Origin of the sequence: Luteolibacter sp. Y139, from assembly GCF_038066715.1 — a bacterium.
In the GTDB taxonomy this organism is placed as follows: domain Bacteria; phylum Verrucomicrobiota; class Verrucomicrobiia; order Verrucomicrobiales; family Akkermansiaceae; genus Haloferula; species Haloferula soli.
This window is the reverse complement of the sequence record NZ_JBBUKT010000001.1, coordinates 394,728-417,719: the sequence shown is the minus strand read 5'-3', so window position 1 is coordinate 417,719 and position 22,992 is coordinate 394,728. Positions and strand designations below refer to the sequence as shown.

Annotated in this window: 19 protein-coding genes; all 19 read left to right on the top strand. The window is 61.0% G+C overall.

The genetic code is table 11. From position 1 onward, the window contains the following. Positions 1–21 precede the first annotated feature (21 nt). The 19 genes from WKV53_RS01855 (at position 22) to WKV53_RS01765 (ending at position 22,992) form a co-directional block, all read left to right on the top strand. On the top strand, positions 22–2,760 hold the full coding sequence (locus tag WKV53_RS01855; protein WP_341402640.1) for a hypothetical protein: 2,739 nt from the start codon (positions 22–24) through the stop codon (positions 2,758–2,760). 34 nt (positions 2,761–2,794) lie between these two features. Further along, the gene (locus WKV53_RS01850; protein WP_341402639.1) at positions 2,795–3,217 is read left to right on the top strand and encodes a hypothetical protein; all 423 of its coding nucleotides are present in this window, start codon (positions 2,795–2,797) and stop codon (positions 3,215–3,217) included. A 20-nt stretch (positions 3,218–3,237) separates the two neighbouring features. Then, on the top strand, positions 3,238–4,182 hold the full coding sequence (locus tag WKV53_RS01845) for a SphA family protein (RefSeq protein ID WP_341402638.1): 945 nt from the start codon (positions 3,238–3,240) through the stop codon (positions 4,180–4,182). Positions 4,183–4,194: 12 nt separating this feature from the next. After that, positions 4,195–4,971: a hypothetical protein gene (locus WKV53_RS01840; RefSeq protein ID WP_341402637.1), complete on the top strand. Its 777-nt coding sequence runs from the start codon at positions 4,195–4,197 to the stop codon at positions 4,969–4,971. A 41-nt stretch (positions 4,972–5,012) separates the two neighbouring features. Next, entirely contained in the window at positions 5,013–7,394 is a 2,382-nt protein-coding gene (locus WKV53_RS01835; RefSeq protein WP_341402636.1) for an arylsulfatase, read from the top strand. A gap of 84 nt (positions 7,395–7,478) precedes the next feature. Beyond that, entirely contained in the window at positions 7,479–9,023 is a 1,545-nt protein-coding gene (locus WKV53_RS01830; protein WP_345789633.1) for an arylsulfatase, read from the top strand. Between the two features lie 66 nt (positions 9,024–9,089). After that, positions 9,090–10,064: an HAD family hydrolase gene (locus WKV53_RS01825; RefSeq protein ID WP_341402634.1), complete on the top strand. Its 975-nt coding sequence runs from the start codon at positions 9,090–9,092 to the stop codon at positions 10,062–10,064. Between the two features lie 78 nt (positions 10,065–10,142). Continuing rightward, complete coding sequence (locus WKV53_RS01820; protein WP_375341824.1) at positions 10,143–11,711, top strand: arylsulfatase; 1,569 nt, start codon at positions 10,143–10,145, stop codon at positions 11,709–11,711. Between the two features lie 118 nt (positions 11,712–11,829). Further along, a complete protein-coding gene (locus WKV53_RS01815) occupies positions 11,830–12,600 on the top strand; it encodes a PEP-CTERM sorting domain-containing protein (protein ID WP_341402632.1) in 771 nt (256 codons plus the stop codon). A 13-nt stretch (positions 12,601–12,613) separates the two neighbouring features. Continuing rightward, the gene (locus WKV53_RS01810; protein WP_341402631.1) at positions 12,614–13,867 is read left to right on the top strand and encodes a cation:proton antiporter; all 1,254 of its coding nucleotides are present in this window, start codon (positions 12,614–12,616) and stop codon (positions 13,865–13,867) included. Between the two features lie 58 nt (positions 13,868–13,925). Then, on the top strand, positions 13,926–15,515 hold the full coding sequence (locus tag WKV53_RS01805; RefSeq protein WP_341402630.1) for an arylsulfatase: 1,590 nt from the start codon (positions 13,926–13,928) through the stop codon (positions 15,513–15,515). Between the two features lie 30 nt (positions 15,516–15,545). Next, the gene (locus tag WKV53_RS01800) at positions 15,546–16,958 is read left to right on the top strand and encodes a DUF1254 domain-containing protein (protein WP_341402629.1); all 1,413 of its coding nucleotides are present in this window, start codon (positions 15,546–15,548) and stop codon (positions 16,956–16,958) included. Positions 16,959–16,990: 32 nt separating this feature from the next. After that, entirely contained in the window at positions 16,991–18,022 is a 1,032-nt protein-coding gene (locus WKV53_RS01795) for a DUF1254 domain-containing protein (protein WP_341402628.1), read from the top strand. 22 nt (positions 18,023–18,044) lie between these two features. Next, positions 18,045–19,010, top strand: coding sequence for an AAA family ATPase (locus WKV53_RS01790; protein WP_341402627.1), 966 nt, complete (start codon positions 18,045–18,047; stop codon positions 19,008–19,010). A 2-nt stretch (positions 19,011–19,012) separates the two neighbouring features. Next, a complete protein-coding gene (locus WKV53_RS01785; RefSeq protein ID WP_341402626.1) occupies positions 19,013–19,981 on the top strand; it encodes a DUF58 domain-containing protein in 969 nt (322 codons plus the stop codon). Next, positions 19,978–20,436: a DUF4381 domain-containing protein gene (locus WKV53_RS01780; protein ID WP_341402625.1), complete on the top strand. Its 459-nt coding sequence runs from the start codon at positions 19,978–19,980 to the stop codon at positions 20,434–20,436. The genes WKV53_RS01785 and WKV53_RS01780 overlap by 4 nt, the downstream gene beginning before the upstream one ends. Beyond that, positions 20,433–21,449 (top strand): vWA domain-containing protein, encoded by a 1,017-nt coding sequence (locus WKV53_RS01775; RefSeq protein ID WP_341402624.1) that lies wholly within the window; start codon positions 20,433–20,435, stop codon positions 21,447–21,449. Before WKV53_RS01780 ends, WKV53_RS01775 begins: the two co-directional genes overlap by 4 nt. After that, positions 21,449–22,369: a VWA domain-containing protein gene (locus WKV53_RS01770; protein WP_341403265.1), complete on the top strand. Its 921-nt coding sequence runs from the start codon at positions 21,449–21,451 to the stop codon at positions 22,367–22,369. Before WKV53_RS01775 ends, WKV53_RS01770 begins: the two co-directional genes overlap by 1 nt. Next, positions 22,366–22,992, top strand: coding sequence for a hypothetical protein (locus WKV53_RS01765; RefSeq protein ID WP_341402623.1), 627 nt, complete (start codon positions 22,366–22,368; stop codon positions 22,990–22,992). The genes WKV53_RS01770 and WKV53_RS01765 overlap by 4 nt, the downstream gene beginning before the upstream one ends.

The window sequence follows — 22,992 nt, the reverse complement described above, 5'->3', positions numbered from 1 at the left end:
CTAACAATTTGTTCCGAACCGATGAAAATTAACTCCTTCTCCTGCAAGAGTCGCTTGCTTCCTTGTCTGGGAGTGCTGGCGATGGCTTTGCCCGGTCTGGTCCGAGGCATTGAACCGACCACCTCGGCCCCGCCCATTCCGCCAGCGGATCAGAGTTGGCCGCGCGACATTGTTTCCGGCAAGGTCAAGATCACCTGCTACCAGCCGCAGATCGATGAATGGACGGGCTACCGCGTGCTGCACGCCCGCTTCGCGGTGGCTCTGACTCCACCCGGTGAAGCTCCGCAGCTCGGGGTTGCCGAAGTCACCGGTGAAACCACATCCGATCCGGAGACCCGCACGGTGGTCATCCGTAACATCAAGATCGAAGATGCGCGCTTCCAGACCGAGAAGCCGGAGGATGCGACACGGCTGGAGGCGCTGCTGAAGCAGAGCTTTCCGTCCACACCGGTGACGGCATCGCTGGATCACATGCTGGCGGGGGTGAAGCTGGCCAAGGGTGCGGCCCATACCGCCGACGTGAAGATGGAGCCGCCGCCAATCTTCATTTCCACGGAGCCGGCGATGCTGCTGATGGTGGAGGGCAAGCCCGTGCTGGCGCCGATTGACAAGTCGGAGCTGAAGTTCGTGGTCAATACGAACTGGGATATCCTCTTCGATGAACCGGTCGGGAACTACTATCTCCTTAGTGGAGACGTCTGGATGACGGCGAAGGACATTGCGGGGCCATGGGAGATGGCGACGTCGCTGCCATTGTCGATTGAGCAACTGCCGGATGACGAGACGTGGCAGCACGTGAAGCAGGCGCTGCCGTGGACTCCACGGAAGGGGATGGTGATCCCGAAGGTGAAGTATTCCGACAAGCCTGCGGAGCTGATCACCTTCAGCGGGGATCCGGTGTGGGAGAAGGTCGAGGGAACGACGCTGTCCTTCGCGAACAATACGGAGAGCGACGTTTTCCAAGCCGCAGATGGAACGATCTATTTCCTGGTCAGCGGCCGGTGGTTCAAGACGGCGAAGCTGGGAGGCGAGTGGGCCTATGCTGGCAATGATTTGCCGGAGGACTTCAAGCAGATCCCCGAGGATGGTCCGGAAGGGGATGTATTGGCATCGGTGCCCGGGACGGACGAGGCGGAGGATGCGGTGTTGCTTGCCAGCGTGCCGACGGAGGCGGTGGTCAATATCAAGCAGGCGGAGGCGAAGGCGGCGGTGAGCTACAATGGGGAGCCGACATTCAAGCCGATCGAGAACACACAGATGACGTATGCGACCAATACGCCGGCGGACGTGGTCCAGTGTGAGGGCAAGTATTACCTCTGCCAGGATGCGGTGTGGTTTGTTTCCACCGCGCCGAACGGGCCGTGGAAGGTCTGCAAGGATGTGCCGGAAGCGATCTATTCGATTCCGCCTTCGTCGCCGGTCTACCGGGTGACGTATGTGAATGTCGAAGACGAGGATGGCGATGACGGCGAGGTGACGTGCAGCTACACGGCGGGTTACTTCGGAGCGTTTGTGGCGGGTCTGGCGCTGGGGGACTGTCTGGTGTGGGGGACGGGCTATTATTATCCGCCGTATGTGGGATGGTGGGGGCACTACCCGGCCTACTATCCGTATCACTACAGCTATGGGTGTGCGGCGGCTTACAATCGCTGGACGGGTGGTTATGCGGTGGGCGAGAGGGTTTATGGGCCGTATGCTTCGGCGGGGCGTGCGGCTTGGTACAATCCGGCGACGGGGCGCTATGGTCGCGCCGCTCATGTGGAAGGGCCTTATGGTGGGCGGACGGTTGCAGGTGCCTACAATCCTCGCACGGGAACGGGCTGGGCGACGCGGCAGGGGAACAATGGCTATGCGCAGTGGGGGACTTCGGTGGCGCGTCGTGGGGATCATTGGGTGCAGAGCGCGCATATCGCCGGGCCAGATGGTGGCGCCGCGGCGTGGCGTGGATCAAATGGTGCGGGCACCTTTCACTGGAGCGATGAAGGGCATGGCGGCATGGCTGTTCACAACGGTGACTTCTATGCGGGTCACGATGGCAACGTGTATCGCAAGGACGGAGGGGACTGGAGCAAGTGGAGCAATGGCGGGTGGGAGCCAGTGGGGCACAAGGCGGATGGCTTCAATCCGGGGCCGAAGCCTGGTCCGAGGCCGGATCCTACTCCCGGCCCGGGACCAGGCCCCGGGCCACGACCTGATCCGAAGCCTGGACCGGGTCCAGGACCACAGCCGCATCCCGATGGGTTCATTCCCGGTGAAACGCGGCACGTTCCGGATAGCGGTCGCAATGGCTTCATCACGGGGCAGACCAAGCACAATTTCCCCGGCTATCCGCCGGGAGGAAATCGGCCGGGAGCGGATGGTGGCGGGCAACAGTTCCAGCCGGGGACGCGTCCGGGTGCAGGTGGTGGTGGTCAGCAATTCCAACCGCCGACCCGTCCGGGTGAAGGTGGCGGTGGCGAGCAATTCCACCCGCAACCACGTCCTGGTGCTGATGGTGGTGGCATCCAACGGCAGGACTTGCCGCAGCGCCATGTGACGGATCCGGGCGAGGTGCAGCAGCGGCTGAATCGTGAGGCTAACACGCGTGATCTCGGTGATCAGCGGGAGCGCCAGCAGCAGTTCCAGCGCTCAAGCGGTGGCGGTGGGTTGTTCCAGCGTGGAGGAGGCGGAGGCTTCCAAGGTGGGGGCGGCGGCGGGTTCTCCCGTGGCGGCGGTGGTGGTGGCTTCTCCCGTGGCGGTGGCGGGTTCCACCGGCGCTGAGTCGTTCCGTGAAAAATCCCGATCCATTCATCTCATGAAACAGCTAGTCCATCGTATCCTTGGTTCGCTTGCTCTGATGGTGGGCGTCTTTGCGATCGCCTCATGCGCGAGCATGGGCTCCTCCAGCGCGGAGCCGTTGCTTTCGGCTGCGGGGTTCGTGAGCCGCACGCCGGAGAATGCGAAGCAGCAGGAACTCTACAATCAACTGCCCGCGTACCAGCTCCATCGGGCGAGCTACAAGGGGCAAGTCATTTACGCCTACAAGGACGAGAAGAAGGGGCTCGCCTATGTGGGCAATGAGGCGGCCTACCAGCATTACCAACAGCTCGCGACGCAGCAGCGGATCGCGAATGACTACCGGATGGCGGCCGAGATGAACCAGGAGGCGGCCTATGGCTGGTACGGCGCCTATGGGCCCTACATCGGCTACCGGCCGGTGGTGGTGCACCGCCGATGAACTCAATTCCAAGACGTATTATGAAAAGGAAACACTTGTTATCCGCGCTGGCGCTCACGGTCGCTTGCGCTTCCCAAGCCCATGCCGTGGAAGGTGGGATTGGCCGCCCCGTGTCCGGAACGGCCATCAATCCCTTCGCCGGGGTGGTGCCGCCGGCGCCCGGTTTCATCTTTTCCGTCGGGGAGATCTACTATACTGCGGACATCGGCGGAAATCGCCCCACGCCCATCGGCGCGAACCTCGCGCTGAATCTGGATACGGACATTTCCTTCACCAATCTCACGCTGACCTACATCTGGGACACGCACAGCGATTGCTGGAACTTTGCCTCGGCCTTGGCCCTGCCGCTGGCCTACGTGGACATCGAGGCGAATGTCAGCGTCGGGCCAAGGGTGGGCACGCGCAGTGAGGACGAGTTTGGTTTGTTTGATATCGCCTTTGTTCCGATCCAGGCGAGCTACCACATCAGCAAGACCTCGCATCTTGGCTTCGGGCTTACCATCTGGGCGCCGACCGGTGACTACGATTCCTCGGATCTCGCGAACCTCAGCCTGAACAACTGGACCTTTATCCCGAGCATCTCCTACACGAAGTTGTGGATGGAGCGCGGGCTGGAATTCAGCGCTGTGTGGGGTGTTCAGTTCTACACCGAGAACCACGACACCGACTACCAGAATGGAATCGTTTCCGATCTGGAAGCCACGGTGATCCAGCGCTTCCCGAATGGCATGGGGATCGGTCTTGTCGGTAGTTGGATTGACCAGTTCACCGATGACGACGGCAAGACCGCGGACACGCTCAATGGTTTCAGCGGCCGGGCTTTCGGCATCGGCCCGATCCTCACCTACACGAAGAAATTCGGCGATAGCCAGCTCGATCTGAGTGCCCGCTGGATCCACGAGTTCGAGGTCGAGAAGCGGTTCGACGGCGACGTCTTCTCGCTCTCCGCCGGCTACAAGTTCTGACCCTGCCTCATCATGAAAATTTCATCCGCTTTCTTTCTGTTCGTCCTCTCCGGCTTGGCATCCGCGAATGATGCGGATCTCGCGAAGAAGCTGTCCAATCCCGTTTCCGATCTCATCTCCGTTCCGATCCAGGGCAACCTCGACTTCGGCGTCGGTCCCGGTGATGGCACCAAGTGGACCACCAATATCCAACCGGTGATTCCTTTCGAGCTGAATGCCGATTGGAATGTGATCTCGCGCACCATCCTGCCGGTGATCGACCAGCAGGGAATCGCCCTCGGCGGGGCGACCAATGAGTTCGGCCTCGGCGATATCACCCAGAGCTTCTTCTTCTCACCGAAGGAGTCCGATCCGATCTGGGGCATCGGCCCTGCCTTTCTCTTCCCGACCGCCACCGATGACTCGCTTGGCACGGACAAGTGGTGCCTCGGACCGACCGCGGTGGTTCTCAAGCAACAAGGTCACTGGACCTTCGGCGCACTCGCCAATCACCTGTGGGACGTCGCGGGAGACAGTGACCGCGCGGGCGTGAACTCCACCTTCATCCAGCCCTTCGTGGCGTACACCACGCCGCAGGCGACCACCTTCACGCTCAATTCCGAGACCAGCTACGACTGGCAGCGAGAGCAGTGGACGGTGCCGGTGAACTTCGTCGTCAGCCAGCTCCTGAAGATCGGCGACCAACCGATCCAGTTGTTCGCGGGCGCCCGCTACTACTTCGAGAAGCCGAATAGCGGTCCCGAGTGGGGCCTGCGCTTCGGTGTCACCTTCCTGTTCCCGAAGGGATGAATCCAGAAACCCTAAAATTGGAAGCACCCCAAGGTACTTCGATGAAATCTCAAATTCGTCTCACCATGAAAATCGAGTTCGTGAAGAGAGCTTTGTGCTCAACCGTTTGTGCAGGCTTCGCCGTGTCGCCGAATGCGCAAGGCGAGGAGCCGGATCGCACGCATCTTCCATTGCCGCTGTCTCCATTCGAGGGAAAGGTCGGCAAGACTTACAAGGAGTCCACCGCGGCCTGGCAGCATCCGCCTGTCGCACCCGCTGGCGCGCCCAATGTGGTCAGTGTCCTTCTTGACGATGTGGGATTCGGCCAGACCTCCACCTTCGGCGGGCTGATCCCCACGCCGAATCTGGACAAGCTCGCCGGAGAAGGACTGCGCTACAATCGCTTTCACACCACTGCGATCTGCGGTCCCTCCCGAGCCGCCTTGCTCACCGGGCGGAATCATCATGATGCGGGCAATGGATTCCTGATGGAGTGGGCGACCGGGTTCCCGGAGTACTCCACGATGATTCCCGGGAACACCGCGACAGCCGGTGAGATCCTGAAGGACAACGGCTATGCGACGTGGTGGTTCGGCAAGAATCACAATACACCGGATTGGGAGACTACCGTTGCGGGGCCATTCGACCGGTGGCCGACGGGGTTGGGATTTGAATACTTCTACGGCTTCAATGCGGGTGAGACCCATCAGTTCTACCCGGTGCTCTTCGAGAACACAAAGGCGGTAGAGCCGGACAAGACTCCGGAGCAGGGGTATCACTTCATGACCGACATGACCGATCGCGCCATCGCGCGCATGAAGTTTTCCAAGTCGGTCGCGCCGAACAAGCCGTTCTTCATGTACTTCGCACCGGGAGCGATGCATGCGCCCCATCACGTCACCAAGGAATGGCGGGAGAAGTTCAAGGGCAAGTTCGACATGGGATGGGAGAAATACCGGGAGGAGGTCTTCCAGAACCAGTTGAAGATGGGGATCGTCCCGCCCAATACCAAGCTCACGCCGCGCCCGGAGTGGGTGCCTGCCTGGGATTCGCTGAAGGACGACCAGAAGAAGCTCTATGCCGCGTTGTTCGAAAACTACGCAGGCTACTTCGCGTTTACCGACCACGAGGTCGGCCGCCTGCTGGACTCGATCAAGGAACTGCCGGATGCGGAGAACACGCTGGTCATCTACATCGTCGGTGACAACGGCGCGTCCTCTGAGGGAGGCCCTGACGGCACGCTCGACGAGATCAAGAACCTCAACGGGCTGGAAACGTCCATTGGAGACACGCTCGAGAATCTCGACAAGCTCGGCGGACCCGAATCGGAGCCACATTATCCCGTAGGCTGGGCTTGGGCGAGCAACACGCCCTTCCAGTGGGTCAAGCAGGTCGCCTCGCATCTCGGCGGCAGCCGCAATCCGATGGTCGTCAGTTGGCCGGCGAAGATCAAACATGACGACAAGCCACGCGATTGTTTCCTGCATCTGGTGGATGTGCTGCCCACGATCATGGAGGCGGCGCATCTTCCTCTGCCGAAGACGGTCAATGGCATCCAGCAGGTGCCCTTCGCAGGGAAGTCCTTTCTCGCGAGCTTCACAGATCCGGATTACCGGGGCCGTACCGAGCAGTATTTCGAGATTCTGAGCAATCGCTCGATCTACGAAGACGGATGGAAGGCGAATGCCCAGCACACGCTGCCATGGAGGCAGGATTTGGCTCCGGGCGATTGGGACAAGGACAAGTGGGAACTCTACAACCTCAACGAGGACTACTCCGAGGCGAACGATCTTGCCGCCAGCATGCCGGACAAGCTGGCGGAGATGAAGAAGAAGTTCGATGCCGCAGCGGAGAAGTATCACGTCTATCCGCTGGATGACCGCGGCTCCGCACGGCTGGCCATTCCGAAACCGCCGGTTCCAGGTGCCGATGCGGATGCCAAAAGCTACACCTACCATGCAGGTGCCGTGCGCATCGCCGAGCCGGCTGCGCCGCCCATGAAAAACCGTTCCTGGACTCTCAGGGCCAAGGTCAAAACGGATGGAGAGAAGACGGAGGGCGTGATCATGGGCTTTGGCGGAGTCGCTGCCGGGGTATCCCTTTATCTCAAGGGGGGCGTGCCGATCCTTGACTACAACTTCTTCGACGCGCACACGGTCGTGAAAGGTGACAAGCCCCTGCCGAAGGGTGAGTCGACGGTCGAAGTGGATTTCGCCTACGCGGGCGGAGGAGTTGGCAAGGCCGCGGACATCGTTCTCAAGGTCAATGGCGGGAAGGTCAGTGAAGGGAAGGCCGCCAACACCATGGCCGGCCGTTTCGGCATCGATACTTTCGGCATTGGCGAAGACTCCGGGCAACCGGTGACCCCTGCCTATCAAGCGCCCTTCAAGTTCACCGGCGAGATCGAGACGGTGGTTATCGACGTGAAGCCCGCTGCTCCATGACTTGGTCCAAGCCAACTCGGAAGGACTGACAAGATTTTTCCTTACACCGATACAATCCCACCCCAAAACACCATGAAACCACTAATGAACCTGAGGAGTTGTCTCCTCGTTGCGACCGTCGCCTTGGCGTCGGCGCTATCCGCCCAAGAAAAGAAGCCGAACATCCTGGTGATCTGGGGTGACGACATCGGAACCTGGAACACCAGCTTCTGGAGCCGCGGCATGATGGGCTACAAGACGCCTAATATCGACCGCATCGCCCGGGAAGGCGTCGCCTTCACCGACTACTACGGTCAGCAAAGTTGCACCGCGGGGCGTGCGGCCTTCATCGGCGGCAACGTGCCGGTGCGAACCGGTATGACCAAGGTCGGCATGCCCGGTGCCAAGGAAGGCTGGCAGAAGACCGACGTGACGATGGCCACCGTGCTGAAATCGCAGGGGTATGCCACCGGCCAGTTCGGGAAGAATCACCAGGGCGACCGCGATGAGCATCTGCCGACGCAGCACGGCTTCGATGAGTTCATGGGGAACCTTTATCACCTCAATGCCGAGGAGGAGCCGGAGAACGAGGACTATCCCGCCGACATGGTGATGGCGGATGGGAAGACCTTCAAACAGAAGTATGCCCCCCGCGGCGTGATCCATTCGTATGCCGACGGCAGGGTCGAGGACACGGGCCCGCTGACCAAGAAGCGCATGGAAACCGTGGACGACGAAACCCTCGCCGCAGCCAAGGACTTCATCCAGCGCCAAACCAAGGCCGAAAAGCCGTTCTTCGTCTGGTATAACACGACGCGGATGCACTTCCGCACCCATGTCCGTCCCGAGCATCGGCACAAGGGCAATGACGAATACACCGATGGCATGATCGAGCACGATGCGATGGTCGGCGACATCCTCAAGTTCCTCGATGACAACAAGCTCACGGACAACACCATCGTGGTGTATTCGACGGACAATGCTCCGCACTTCAATACCTGGCCGGATGGAGGCATGGTGCCCTTCCGCAGCGAGAAGAATTCAAACTGGGAAGGCGCCTATCGCGTGCCGTGCTTCGTGCGCTGGCCCGGCCACATCCCCGCCGGGACCGTGCTCAACGGCGTCGTCTCACACGAAGATTGGTTGCCGACTTTCGCAGCCATCGCGGGTGCGCCGGATATCAAGGAGAAGCTCAAGGCGGGCGTGGACCTGAATGGCCGTCATTATAAGAACTACATCGATGGCTACAACATCACCGACTACATCACCGGCAAGACCGACAAGGATCCGCGCCACGAGTTCATGTATGTGAACGACGACGGCCAGATTGTCGCGATCCGCTACGACGCTTGGAAGGCAGTCTTCCTCGAAAACCGCGGGATGGCCTTCGAGGTCTGGCGCGAGCCTTTCGTCGAGCTGCGCGTGCCACTGCTCTTCAACCTGGAGCGGGATCCGTTTGAGAAAGCCCAGCATAGCGCGAACACCTACAACGACTGGTTTCTGGATCACGTTTACCTCCTGATACCGATCCAGCAGTATGCCGGTGAGTTCTTGAAAACAATGGTGGACTACCCGCCGAGCCAGACGCCCGGTTCATTCAATCTGGCGAAGGTCCAGAAGCAGATCGAGGCAGCGGCGGGTGGGAAGTGATCGCCCGAATTCATCCAAATGCGGAGCACCTCTGTCGAGGTGCTCCGCCCACACTCTTTTCCGGCTATGAAGATCATCGCGACTCTCATCCTACCGGCACTGCTCCTGACGGCGCGCGCTGCGGAACCGCTGCCTTCCTGGAACGACACTGCGAACAGGAAGGCGATCGTTGCCTTCGTCGAGAAGACGACCAAGGAAGGCTCACCTGACTTCGTGTCCAAGCCAGAGCGCATCGCTGTCTTCGACAACGACGGCACGCTGTGGAGCGAGCAGCCGATGTATTTCCAGGTCTTCTTCCTGATCGACCGGGTAAAGGCGCTTGCTCCGGAACATCCGGAGTGGAAGGAGAAGGAGCCGTTCGCCTCCCTGCTCAAGGGCGACATCAAGGGCGTGATGGCCAGCGGCGAGAAGGGGCTGATGCAATTGCTCGCCGCCACGCATACGGGAATGACGACGGAGGAGTTCGCGAAGACCGTCACCGACTGGATTGCCACGGCAAAGAATCCGAAGACGGGCAAGCTGCTTACCGACATGGCGTTCCAGCCGATGGTGGAGCTGCTCGGCTATCTGCGGGAGAATGGTTACAAGACCTTCATCGTTTCCGGAGGTGGGATCGAGTTCATGCGGCCGTGGACGGAGAAGGTGTATGGAATCCCGCCCGAGCAAGTCATCGGCAGTAGCATCCAGCTGAAATACGAAGTGCGGGACGGGAAACCGGTGCTGGTGAAGCTGCCGGAGCTGAACCTGAACGACGACAAGGAAGGCAAGCCGGTTGGCATCGAGCGGCATATCGGCCGACGTCCGGTCTTTGCAGCAGGCAACTCGGACGGAGATTTCCAGATGCTGGAGTGGACCACGTCCGGCAGCGGCCCGCGCCTCGGGTTGATCATTCATCACACCGATGCCGAGCGTGAGTTCGCGTACGACCGTGAGTCGCACTTCGGCAAGCTGGACAAGGCGCTCGATGAGGCGCCGAAGCGAGGGTGGCTGGTCGTGGACATGAAGAGCGACTGGAAGGTGGTCTTTCCGCCGGACAAGTGACCCTGACCCCTATTTAGACCGACTGACTCCTCCCAAACGAATCGAAGACAATCCCCACCCATGAAAACGATAGACACCATGCAGCGCTGGTTCCAGCGCACGGCCGCCGTCGTGGCGGTGACCTTGCTCGGGTTCGCCACCGCGGCCCAGGCACAACAGAAGAAGCCCAACATCCTCGTGATCTGGGGTGATGACATCGGTATCCCGCAGATCAGCGCCTACACGCAGGGGTTGATGGGCTACCGGACGCCGAACATCGACCGCATCGCGAAGGAAGGTGCGCTTTTCACGGACTCGTATGGGCAGCAGAGCTGCACGGCGGGCCGGGCGTGTTTCATTCTCGGGCAGGAGCCATTCCGCACGGGGCTGCTGACGATCGGGATGCCGGGTGATCCGCACGGGATCACGGACTGGATGCCGACGATTGCCGATGCGATGAAGCAGCAGGGCTATGCGACCGGCCAATTCGGGAAGAACCACCTGGGTGACCGTGACGAGCACCTGCCGACCAAGCACGGCTTCGATGAATTCTTCGGCAACCTCTATCACCTCAATGCGGAGGAAGAGCCGGAAGGATACTTCTATCCGAAGGATGCCGAGTTCAAAAAGAAGTTCGGGCCGCGCGGTGTGATCAAGGCCACGGCGGATGGCAAGGTGGAGGACACAGGACCGCTGTCTACCAGTCGCATGCCAACGGTGGATGAGGAGTTCCTAGGCGGAGCGAAGGATTTCATCCAGCGGCAGGTGAAGGCGGAGAAGCCGTTCTTCTGCTGGTTCAACTCGACACGGATGCACGTCTTCACCCACCTCAAGAAGGAGTCGCTGGGCAAGACGGGGAAGGGCATCCACGCCGATGGCATGGTGGAGCATGACGGCCATGTGGGGCAACTGCTCGACCTGCTCGACGAGCTGAAGATCACCGAGAACACGATCGTCATCTACTCGACGGACAACGGTGCGGAGCTCGCGCTGTGGCCGGATGGCGCGATGACGATGTTCCATGGTGAAAAGGGAACGACGTGGGAAGGAGGCTTCCGCATTCCGATGATGGTCCGCTGGCCCGGCGTTGTGAAGCCCGGCACGGTCTACAACGACATCATTTCCAACATGGACTGGTTCCCGACGCTGCTCGCCGCCGCCGGCAATCCGGATATCAAAGCACAGCTCGCCAAGGGAACCACTCTTCACGGCAAGCAGTTCAAGGTGCACCTGGATGGCTACAACTTCATGCCCTACTTCGAGGGCAAGGAGCAGAAGGGGCCGCGCGAGCAGATCTTCTACTTCGACCAAGGGGGCAATCTGAACGCACTGCGCTGGAACGACTGGAAGCTGAGCTTCGCTGTCGCGCATGGCAACATCGCCACGGGGGTTCGGGAAACTCCTGCATGGTCGCTCATTGCGAACCTCCGGATGGACCCGTATGAGAAGGGGCTTGAGGATGGAGGCGGTGCGATCGACTTCCTGGCCCGCAACATGTGGCTGATCGTGCCTGTCCAAGCGGAGATCAAGAAGTTCTTCGAGGACTTCGACCAGTATCCGTACCAAACCGGATCCTCGCTCAATGCCGGAGGGATCAACTACGGCATGCTGCAGAAGGAAGCGGCCTTTGAACGGCTGAAGAAGCTGGAATCGCTGAAGCCGAACTAAGCTGAAGAGAGGGAGGGGAGGGCGTGAAGTTCTTCCCTCCCTCTTCGCTTCGGATGCTGAAACTGACGGATTCTCTCCCCGGGAACATGTGAACCACCCAGACACCTGACACCCGACCATGAAAACACCCTTGCGTCCGACCTTTACCGCTTTGGCCCTCCTGCTGGCTCCTTGCGGCGCTGCCACGATCGTCCAAACCTTCGAATCCGGAGAGGATACCTCGAACTGGGGATCTTCCTGGAACGGAGGTGCGGTGACGACCACCTTCCTCAGCCCCGGTCTTGGCGGGGAGTCCGCCGGGAGTGGAACCAGTGCGTCCCAGAGTTTCTCGCGGACGTTCCGGAACAATACCGCAGGGCTGGACGTCACGTCGCCGTATACGATCTCTGCCTATGTCCAGGTGAACGCGTTCGATGGTCCTTCCGGAGGCGATTTCGAGATCATCGACGGCTCCTTCGGCAGTGCCAATGCTGCGAATCTCGGGATACGGACGGAGACGGTGAGTCCCGGCGTCTTCATCTTCCACTGGCAGGCGAAGAATGGAGGCGTCTGGAATGACCTGGGAATCACCATGGACCTGGGGGCCATCTATGAATTCGAGCTGGGGGTGGACACTCTCGGCTTCGATTATTCGGCGACGGTCAGGAGGGTGACGGCGGGAGGCATCGTGCTTGAATCCGCCGGGCTCTCGAACCTTGCGTTCGATTCCAACGTCATCAGCAACGGCCAGAACGGCGAACTGCGTTTTTACATCCAGGCTGCGGCGGGAGGGACGGATGCCCTGGTGGACAACATCAATATCCAGTCCGTTCCGGAGCCGTCGGCTCCCGTTCTGGTGCTGGGCGGATCGCTGATGCTTTTCCGCCGCCGAAGGTCTTCTGCCACGTGAACCGATTCTCCTTATGGAACTCGCCGAGCATCTGTCGCCACTCACCACCTTCGGCATTGCCATCGGTTGCTCGGTGCTTTTGCCGAAGCTGATGGAGCGGCTGCGGCTGCCGGGGGTGCTCGGATTCATTCTCGCGGGTGTTTTGATGGGGCCGAATGCGCTCGGCTTGATCCGTGCGGACGGTCCGGTGATCGAGCTGCTCGCGGAGCTGGGGAAGCTGCTGTTCATGTTCTTCGTCGGGTTTGAGATCGACCTTGATGAATTCAAGAAGTCGCGGAATCGCTCGGCTACCTTTGGAGCGCTGACCTTTCTGTTTCCCATGGCGGGTGGAGTGCTGCTCGGCCGGGTGACGGGCAATGGGTGGAATACCTCGCTGCTGATCGGATCCATCATCGCATCGCACACGTTGCTTGCCTTCCCGATCATCCAGCGGCTGGGGCTCGGGCAACATCCTGCGGTGACGACCGTGGTCGGCGGCACCATCTTCACGGACATCGCCTCGATGCTGGTGCTGGCGCTTGCGGTGAGCGTGCATCAGGCGGGTTTTTCGTGGGGCTTTCTCGGAATGGAGCTTCTGGAGCTGGCGGTCTTCGTGGCGGCGATCTTCCTGTTTGCCGGGTCGCTGGCGCGGAAGGCGATCATCCGGTGGGGCGACAAGCCGGAGATCCGGGTGATGATCATGCTGGTGGTGATCGCGGTGTGCGCGGAAGGGGCGAGCCTGATCAAGCTGGAAGGCATCGTGGGAGCTTTCCTTGCGGGCATTGCGGTGAAGCGTGCCGTCCGTGGGAAGTTCGCCGTCGAGGAGCTTGAGGTGATCTCGCATGCGCTGTTCATCCCGGCGTTTTTCCTAACAACGGGGTTCCTCGTGAATTTCCAGTTGCTCGGCGAGACGGCGGTCACGCGTCCGGGGCTGGTGGTCGGCATCGTGGCCGCGTTGGTCGTCGGCAAGTATATCGCCGCGTGGTTGACCACGCGGATCTTTGGCGGCACCCCCGCGCAGACCCACCTCGCCTGGAGCCTTTCGCTTCCGCAGATGGCGGCCACGCTTGCCTCGGCCGTTGTCGCCTACAATACGGTCAATGCCTCGGGTGCGCGGCTGCTGGACATGCCTTATGTGAACGCCTCGCTGGTGCTTGTCGTGATTACCTGCGTAGCGGGCCCGATTCTCACCCAGCGATTCGCCGGACGGGTCAAAGGCGAAGAGTCCGCGGGTTCCGTTCCGCAAAGCCCGCAGCTCCGGGGTCTTCCGCCGGAGGAGTCCTGTTAGCAGCTGCTCCGCTTCATTCTCAATGCCAATTCCATCTTATTCCTTTCCTCAGATAACCATGAAAACCACAGCAAGCCATTGCATTCCTGGAGAGTCCGGGAGTCGCCTTTTTCCGCTGAGACTGGCGGGAATCACAGTCGCCGTTCTGTCCGCCCTGGCCACCAGCGCCATTGCGCAGGAGAAGAAGCCGAACATCCTTGTCATCTTCGGTGATGACATCGGGCAGTCGAACATCAGCGCCTACAGCCGCGGGCTGATGGGATTCACTACGCCGAACATCGACCGCATCGGCAATGAAGGCGGGGTCTTCGTGAACTACTATGGTCAACAGAGTTGCACAGCGGGGCGGGCGGCGTTCATTCTCGGCCAGTGTCCGTTCCGCACCGGGCTGACCAAGGTGGGGATGCCTGGAGCGACGGTGGGGATCCAGAAGGAGGATCCAACCATCGCCGAGCTGCTGAAGCCGCTCGGCTACATGACCGGTCAGTTCGGGAAGAATCATCTGGGCGACCGCGACGAATTCCTGCCGACGGCACACGGCTTCGATGAGTTCTTCGGCAATCTCTATCACCTCAATGCGGAGGAAGAGCCCGAGAATCCCGACTATCCGAAGGATCCGGAGTTCAAAAAGAAATTCGGCCCGCGTGGTGTCCTGAAGTGCACGGCAGATGGAAAGATCGAAGACACCGGGCCGCTCACCAAGAAGCGGATGGAGACGGTGGACGAGGAGTTTCTCGCCGCCACGAAAGACTTCATCGATCGCAGCCACAAGGCCGACAAGCCGTTCTTCTGCTGGTTCAACTCGACCCGCATGCATGTGTTCACCCACCTCAAGCCGGCTTCGGTTGGCAAGACGAACGCCGGCCTTCAAGGCGACGGGATGGTGGAGCACGACGGGATGGTCGGCGAATTGCTCAAGCAACTCGATGACCTGAAGATCGCGGACAACACCATCGTCATCTATACGAGTGATAATGGTGCGATGAAGAGCATGTGGCCGGATGGCGGCGCGTCGCCGTTCCGTTCTGAAAAGGACACGAACTGGGAGGGTGCCTTCCGGGTGCCGGCGCTGATCCGCTGGCCCGGCAAGGTCAAGGCGGGGACCAACTTGATCGGCCTCTTCAGCGCCGAGGACTGGCTGCCCACCTTGGTTGCGGCTGCGGGAGGGGATCCGCACCTTCGTGAGAGTGCCACCAAGGGCGTGTCCGCGGGCGGGAAGTCCTTCAAGGTGCACATCGATGGTTATAACCAGGTCGACTACCTGACCGGGAAATCCGATGCCAGCGCGCGCAAGGAGTTCGCCTACTTCAGCGATGACGGTGATCTGATGGCATTCCGCGACGAACGCTTCAAATACATCTATCAGGTCCAGCGGGCGATCGGCGTTCAGGTTTGGATCGATCCACTGACGAGTCTGCGGACGCCGCAGATTGTCGATCTCAACAGCGATCCCTACGAGTACTCCATCGATGGTTCAGCCTACTACGACGGTTTCATGATGAGCCATGCGTTCCTGATCCTGCCGTCGGTCGCCAAGGTTTCCGCGTACCTCCAGACCTACAAGGAGTTCCCTCCGCGACAGCGTCCGGCGTCGTTTTCGATCGATCAGGTGGTAGAGAAGCTGGAATCGGGAGCCAAAGGCAAGTGAGGCTCGAAGAATCTCCACCCATCTCCGATCATGAAGGCTAAAGCCATTGTCATCCTGACACTTTCCTCGGCGCTGGCGGCCCTAGGCAGTACGGCCCGGGCAGAAACATTCACCGAGGAACAACTCGTTGAGCGCTCCATTCAGCGCCGTGCGGTGGAGGCGGTTATCTGGGGAATGCCGACGGTGAACTACGAGCGGATGCTGCAAGCAGCGACTGAGAACGGCGCGAAGCTGAATCAGGTCGTCTATTGGTCGCGGCCGGTGAACTCGAAGAACCAGACGCTGACGCCCAATCCGGACACGATCTACCTCAATCCGTTCTATGATACCTCGAAGGGGCCGGTGGTGGTAGAGATTCCGCCACGGGATGAGGATCATGTGATTGTGGGGACCTTTGACGTCTCGTGGCAAAACGCCCTGATGGATGTGGGACCGGCTGGTGAGGACAAGGGGAAGGGGGCGAAGTATCTGATCCTGCCGCCGGGCTACAAGGAGAAGGCCCCGGAGGGATACATCGTGATGCAATCGGAGACTTATCGGGGCTTCGTGATCCTGCGGTCGAATTTCAAGAGCCGGAGCGACGCCGACATCAAGTCTGCGGTGGATCACGGGAAGAAGGTGAAGGTCTATCCGCTGGGAGGGGATCCTGACTCGACTGTCTTTGTGGACGCGTATGACAAGGCATTCGACGCGACGATTCCCTATGATGCGTCGTTCTTCGAGTTGCTCGACCGCTTCGTGCAGGCGGAGCCGTGGCTGACGCGCGACAAGGTGATGATCGACTCGCTCAAGACGATCGGCATTGAGAAGGGCAAGTCGTTCAAGCCGGACGCGAAGACGAAGTCGATCCTCGAGGGGGCGGTGAAGGAAGCGCATGAGGTCATTGCGCTGAAATATGAACGGGGATTCGAAACGCCATTCTTTGCGGGAACGCAATGGGGATTGCCCGTTCCAAAGGAGACCGTGGCAGGCCTTGGCTCGATGTTCGCGGACCCGAACGAGTATGGGCTCGATGGCCGGGCGGTGATGTATCACATGGCTTACTTCAGCCCGAAGGTTCTTGGCGCAGGCCAGTTCTATCTCATCAATACCAATGACGGTGCCGGCAAACCGTTGGACGGGGGCAAGTCCTATCACCTCACCGTGCCGGCGAATGCGCCGACCGAGCAGTACTGGTCCCTCACCCTCTATGACCGGGAGACTCACGCGCTGATCGTCGGGATGCCCCGGCCCAGCCTAGCATCGAACGACGCCAAGGTGGTGAAGAATGCGGACGGCTCCACGGACGTTTATTTCGGCCCGTCTGCACCGGCAGGAAAGGAATCCAATTGGGTGCCGACCGACCCGAAGGGCCGCTTCGAAGTGCTCTTCCGGCTCTACGGTCCGAAGAAGGAGTTCTTCGAGATGAAGTGGAAGCTGCCGGACCTCGGAGAGGTGAAGTGAATCAACCGACCAACCAAACCAGCATTCGACCCATGAAAGAAGAACTCTTACTCGCCATTCCTCTCGTCCTCGGGGCTTGTCTTGCGCCATTGACGCACGCTGCCGAGCCGATCCCGGTCACGGTGGACAATTTCATCCGTGCCGAGTCCGATTTGTATTTCGGAGGAATGCTCAGGGACAGCGGCGGTGCGATGGGCACCTTCAGTCATCGGCGTGAACCGGCGGATATCAACAAGCAGACGGTGATCCGGTTGAACCGGGATACGCTTTATTCCTCGGCCTTGTTCGATCTCGATGCCGGGCCGGTGACGATCACGCTGCCGGATGCGGGGAAGCGCTTCATGTCGATGATGATCGTCAACCAGGATCACTACGTGCTGGAAGTCACTTATGAGCCGGGGAAGCATGTGGTCGAGCGGGGCAAGGTGGGGACCCGCTATGCGGTGGTGGGGCTTCGTACGCTCGTGGATCCTGCGGATCCGGAAGACCTCAAGGCGGTCCATGCGCTACAGGATGGAGTCAAGGTGGAGCAGCCGGATGGTCCGGGGAAATTCGAGGTGCCGGCGTGGGATGCTGCCAGCCAAAAGAAGGTGCGGGATGCGCTGCTGGTACTGTCCTCGACGACCACGGGTTTCAAGAGGGCCTTTGGCACGAAGGACCAGGTCGATCCCGTCTATCATCTCATGGGCACCGCTGCGGGCTGGGGTGGCAATCCCGACAAGGACGCGACCTATTTGAATTTCACGCCCGCGAAGAACGACGGCACCACTCCCTACAAGGTGGTGGTGAAGGACGTGCCGGTGGATGCCTTTTGGTCGATCAGCGTCTATAACAAGGAAGGCTACTTCGAGAAGAACGGGGAGAACTCCTACTCGGTGAACAACCTGACGGCGAAGAAGGCGGCGGATGGTTCGGTGACGGTGCTGTTCGGCGGGAAGGCGGACGAGGCCGCCAATCATATCCCCATCACGCCGGGCTGGAACTACACCGTGCGGCTCTACCGGCCGCGGAAGGAGATCCTCGACGGCACGTGGAAGTTTCCCGAGCCGCAGCCGGTGGAGTGAGCCCAAAACGCCCAGACGAATCATGAGCACTCGCGATCAAATCCTGGACCTCAAGCAACGCATCTCCGGCTCGATCATTGGGCAGGAGACAGTGATCGAGCGATTGCTCATCGCGCTGCTGACCAATGGCAACGTTCTGATGGAGGGGTTGCCCGGCTTGGCCAAGACGCGGGCGATCAAGACGATGGCGAAGCACATCGAGAGCAAGTTCAGCCGCATCCAGTTCACGCCCGACCTGCTGCCGGCGGATGTGACGGGGTCGGAGATCTATTTCGAGGAAGGAGGGAAGGGGCAGTTCAAGTTCCAGGAGGGGCCGATCTTCGGGAACCTGGTGCTGGCGGATGAGATCAACCGTTCGCCGGCCAAGGTGCAGGCGGCGCTGCTAGAGGCGATGGAGGAGCGACAGGTGACCGTGGCAGGGACGACGCACCAGCTGCCGGAGCTGTTCATGGTGCTGGCGACGCAGAATCCGATCGAGCAGGAAGGGACCTACCCCTTGCCGGAGGCGCAGATGGACCGCTTCCTGATGCACATTTTCATCCATCAGCCGGCGGATGAGGATGAGCTGAAGGTGCTTCAACTGGTGCGTGGTGAGGTGGCGGGAAACGCAGTGCAATCTCCTCCGCCGATTTCGCAGCAGGTGATCTTTGACGCGCGGAAGGAAGTGAACGCGGTGGCGACCACGGAGGCGATCGACCGCTACTTCGTGGCGCTCGTTTCCGCGACGCGGAATCCGGGCAAGTATGACAAGGACCTGGGGCGGTGGATCCATGTGGGTGCGAGTCCGCGCGGGACGCTGGCGCTTGATCGTGCGGCGCGTGCGTATGCGTGGTTGCAGGGGCGAGATCATGTCACGGCGGAGGACGTGCAGGCGGTGGCACCGGATTGCCTGCGGCATCGTATTATTCCGAGCTATGACGCGAGCGCGGAGGGGAAGAGCAACGATGACCTGCTCGCGAGTGTGCTGAAACTTGTCGCCGTTCCCTAGCCATGAACGAAGCCGTGATGCCATCGATGAAAGCGCCGGAGGCTGCGAAGGCTCCGGGTGTCTATGCCGATCTCGGCGACCTGATGAGGCTGCGGTTCAAGACCGGCGGGATCAACCTCTTGCCGAGGCATACGACAAACTCGGTGCTGTCCGGCCGGCATGCGTCGCGTCTGCGCGGGCGCGGGCTGAACTTCGAAGAGATCCGCCGCTATCTGCCGGGGGATGACATCCGGCAGATGGATTGGAAGGTCACGGCGCGGACGAAGCGGCCGCACGTGCGGGTCTATACCGAGGAGCGTGGGCGGGATGTGCTGCTGGTGGTGGATCAACGGCTCGGGATGTTCTTTGGCAGCAAGGCCAACTTCAAATCCGTGACGGCAGCCGAGGTTGCTGCGATGGTGGCCTGGCGGGTGATTGCGTCGAAGGATCGCATTTCGGCGATCGTCTTTGGCGATGCCGATCTAACCATTGTCCCCGGTGGTGGCAGTGTCGCCCAGGTGATGCGGATTCTCGGCGCGATCCTTGAGCGGAATCATGCGCTGGGGATCGACCGGGGTATCGTGGCGGGACCTGCGATGCTCAATGCCTCACTCGGCAGGGCCGAGCGGATGGTGAAGCACGATGCGCTCGTGGTGGTGGTGAGTGACGGACGGGGATCGGACGAGGAAACGAATGGGATCCTCAGCCGGATCGCGGCGCACAATGATGTGGCGGTGGCGATGATCTACGACCCGCTGGAGGTGGAGCTGCCGGCTGCAGGGCCGCGGGTTTTTGCGAGCGGGGATTTGCAGTTGGAGGTGGATACCTCGGCTTCGGCGCTTCGACGCGGATTTCAGGAGGACTTCCAACAACGGCTCGCGCGGGCGAAACGATTTCTCCTGCAGCGAGAGGTGCCGCTGTTTCCCGTCCGTACGGATGATGATGCGGTGAAGCAAATCCGCCGCCTGTTAGGACAACGCGTTGAACGATGAACGATGATCCCGCCAGTCTTGAGCGTTTGCATGATCTGGTGGTGCCGCCGCCGGTTCCGTGGTGGCCTCCGACGCCGGGGTGGGCGATGGTGCTGGTGGCCCTGACGCTGGTGATGCTGGCCCTGCTGACGAAGGCCTTCATCCGCTGGCAGGCCGATCGCTACCGGCGGGAGGCGTTGCATTTGTTAGAGGATCCGGACACGAAGCCGGCGGAGTGGTCCGCATTGCTGAAGCGTACTGCATTGGCTGTGTGGCCGCGCGAGGAAGTGGCGCATCTCACGGGAAAGGAGTGGCTTGCCTTCCTGGATCGGACGGCTGGGATGACGGTGTTTTCCACGGGAGCGGGGAATGCGATCGAGAGCATCGCGTTTGACCCGAAGGCAGCGGGTGAAGGTGGAGATCTGAAAGCTGCAGTCCGCGAGTGGATCCAGCGTCACCGGAAGGAGGGGGCATGATCACGCTCGCCTATCCGTGGGTGCTCCTGCTGTTGCTGCTGCCACTGGTGGTGCGCTGGTGGTTGCCGGCGCACCGGGAATCGCGGCCGTCCTTGCATGTGCCGTTCCTTGACCGGCTGTCGCAACTGACGGGGCAGCGGGCGGGAACGGGGGCTTCGGTGCTGGAAGGGGTGCTCGGTCGGAAGCTGGTGATGCCGTTCTTGTGGATCTGCCTGGTGCTGGCGGTGGCGCGGCCGCAGTGGATCGAGCCGCCGGTGTCGCGGAGCAAGCCGATGCGCGACCTGCTGGTGGCGGTGGATCTTTCGGGGTCGATGGAGACGCAGGATTTCACCGATGCCTCGGGAAAGACCAGCGATCGTCTGACTGCGGTGAAGCAAGTGCTGGATGGTTTCCTTGCGAAGCGCGAGGGGGACCGGGTGGGGCTGATTTTCTTCGGGACGGCTGCCTTTGTTCAAGCGCCGTTCACGGAGGATCTTGCGGTGTGCCGGCAGCTGCTAGGCGAGGCGCAGGTGAAGATGGCGGGGCCGCAGACGGCGTTTGGCGATGCGATCGGGCTCGGCATCACGATGTTCGACCGAAGCGAGATGAAGCAGAAGGTGATGATCGTGCTGACGGATGGGAACGATACGGCGAGCCAGGTGCCGCCGCCGAAGGCAGCCGAGATTGCGAAGGGGAAGGGGATCGTGATTCATACGGTCTCGGTCGGTGATCCGACGGCGGCGGGTGAGCAGGCGCTGGATGTGCCGACGCTGCAGACGGTGGCGAAGGAGACGGGTGGCGTGTATTCGGCAGCGTCGGATCGGAAGCAGCTTGAAGAGATCTACGGGAAGCTCGATGCGCTGGAGACGCATGCGGCGGAGACGGTGAGCCGACGGCCGAAGCGGGATGTGCATTACTGGCCGCTGGGGATCGGGGCGGGAGCTGCCCTTGTTTACTTTGCGGTGCTGTTGGCTTGGCGCGCGATGCAGTCGCGTGAGCAGCGCGCGGTGGCCGGGAAGGAGGTGCCGGTGTGATGGGTGACTTCCATTTCCTGCGGCCGTGGTGGTTGGTGGCGCTGGTGCCGCTTGCAATCATCGTGTGGGCGTTGCGCCGTGCTTCGGATGCGGCGACGCCGTGGCGGGGGATCGTGGCGGACCATTTGCTGCCTTATCTGGTGCAGGGCACGGCGGTGAAGAGGCGGCTCGGGCCGTGGTGGATGGTGGTGGGCAGTGCGTTGCTGGCGGTGATCATTCTTGCCGGTCCGGCGTGGAAGCGTGAACCCTCGCCCTTTGCGGACGATGTGGCTGCGCTGGCGATCGTGATCCGGATTTCGCCGTCGATGCAGACGGAGGACATCGCGCCGAACCGGCTCGCGCGATCGGTGCAGAAGGTGCATGATTTGTTAGGGAGGCGTGGTGGCTCGAAGGCGGCGCTGATCGCGTATGCGGGCTCGGCTCACCTGGTGATGCCGCCGACGGTGGATGTGGAGATCATCGATTCGTTCGCGGGTTCGCTAGATCCGAAGATCATGCCGGAGGAGGGGGATGCGGCAGGGGAGGCGCTGAAGCTGGCGGACCAGACGCTGGCGACGGTGGGTGGTGGTTCGATTCTTTGGATCACGGATGAGGTTTCGCCGGATGAAGTGGCGGCTGTTTCGCTGTGGCGTTCCAAGACGCATACGCCTATCCGGGTATTGGCTCCCGTTTCCGACGAGGCCGCGCTGAAGGATCTGAGATCGCACACGGAGTCGGGTTCTTCCGAGCTCATCCAGCTGACGCCGGATGACAGCGACATCGACCGGCTTGAGCGGGCGTCCAGGTTTTCGGCAGCGGCTCCGATGGAGGGTGGCGACCGTTGGCAGGACAGTGGCTACTGGCTGACGCCGGTGCTGGTGTTGCTGGTGCTAGCCTTCTTTCGCAAGGGTTGGATGCAATCCCTGGCCGCACGATCATGAAGGCGTGTCTAACAATATTGCTGGTGTTTGCGGCGGTGCTCGGGATCGGGACGTGGCGCGATCCGGAATTCTGGCGCACGGCGAACCAGCGCGGCGATGCGCTGATGAAGGGGAAGCATTTCGCGGAGGCAGCGAAGGCATACCGGGATTCGATGCGAATCGGCATTGCCCAGTATCGCGATGGGCAGTTCGAGGCGGCGGCCGGGACGTTTGCGCGGGTACCGGGGGCCGATGGTCTCTACAACGCGGCGAATGCGTGGCTGATGCATGGTCAGTATGACAAGGCGATCGGGCTCTATGATCATGCGCTCGGGATTCGGAAGGATTGGAAGGAAGCGATGGATAATAAAGCGGTGGCGATTGCGCGGCGCGACCGGATGACGATCGCCGACAAGGAGCGCGAGCAGGAGGCAACCGAGGCTTATGATCCCGATAGCATCACCTTCGACAACAAGGGCGGCAACGAGCAGAAGGATCCAAAGCCGATGGAAGGGGAGAGCAAGGATGCCGACCTTCAAGCCACGTGGTTGAGGAGGGTGAAGACGACTCCGGCGCAATTTCTCAAGGCGAAGTTCGCGTGGCAGGCGAGTGAAGCGGCGAATGCAGCGGGAGGTGCGAAATGA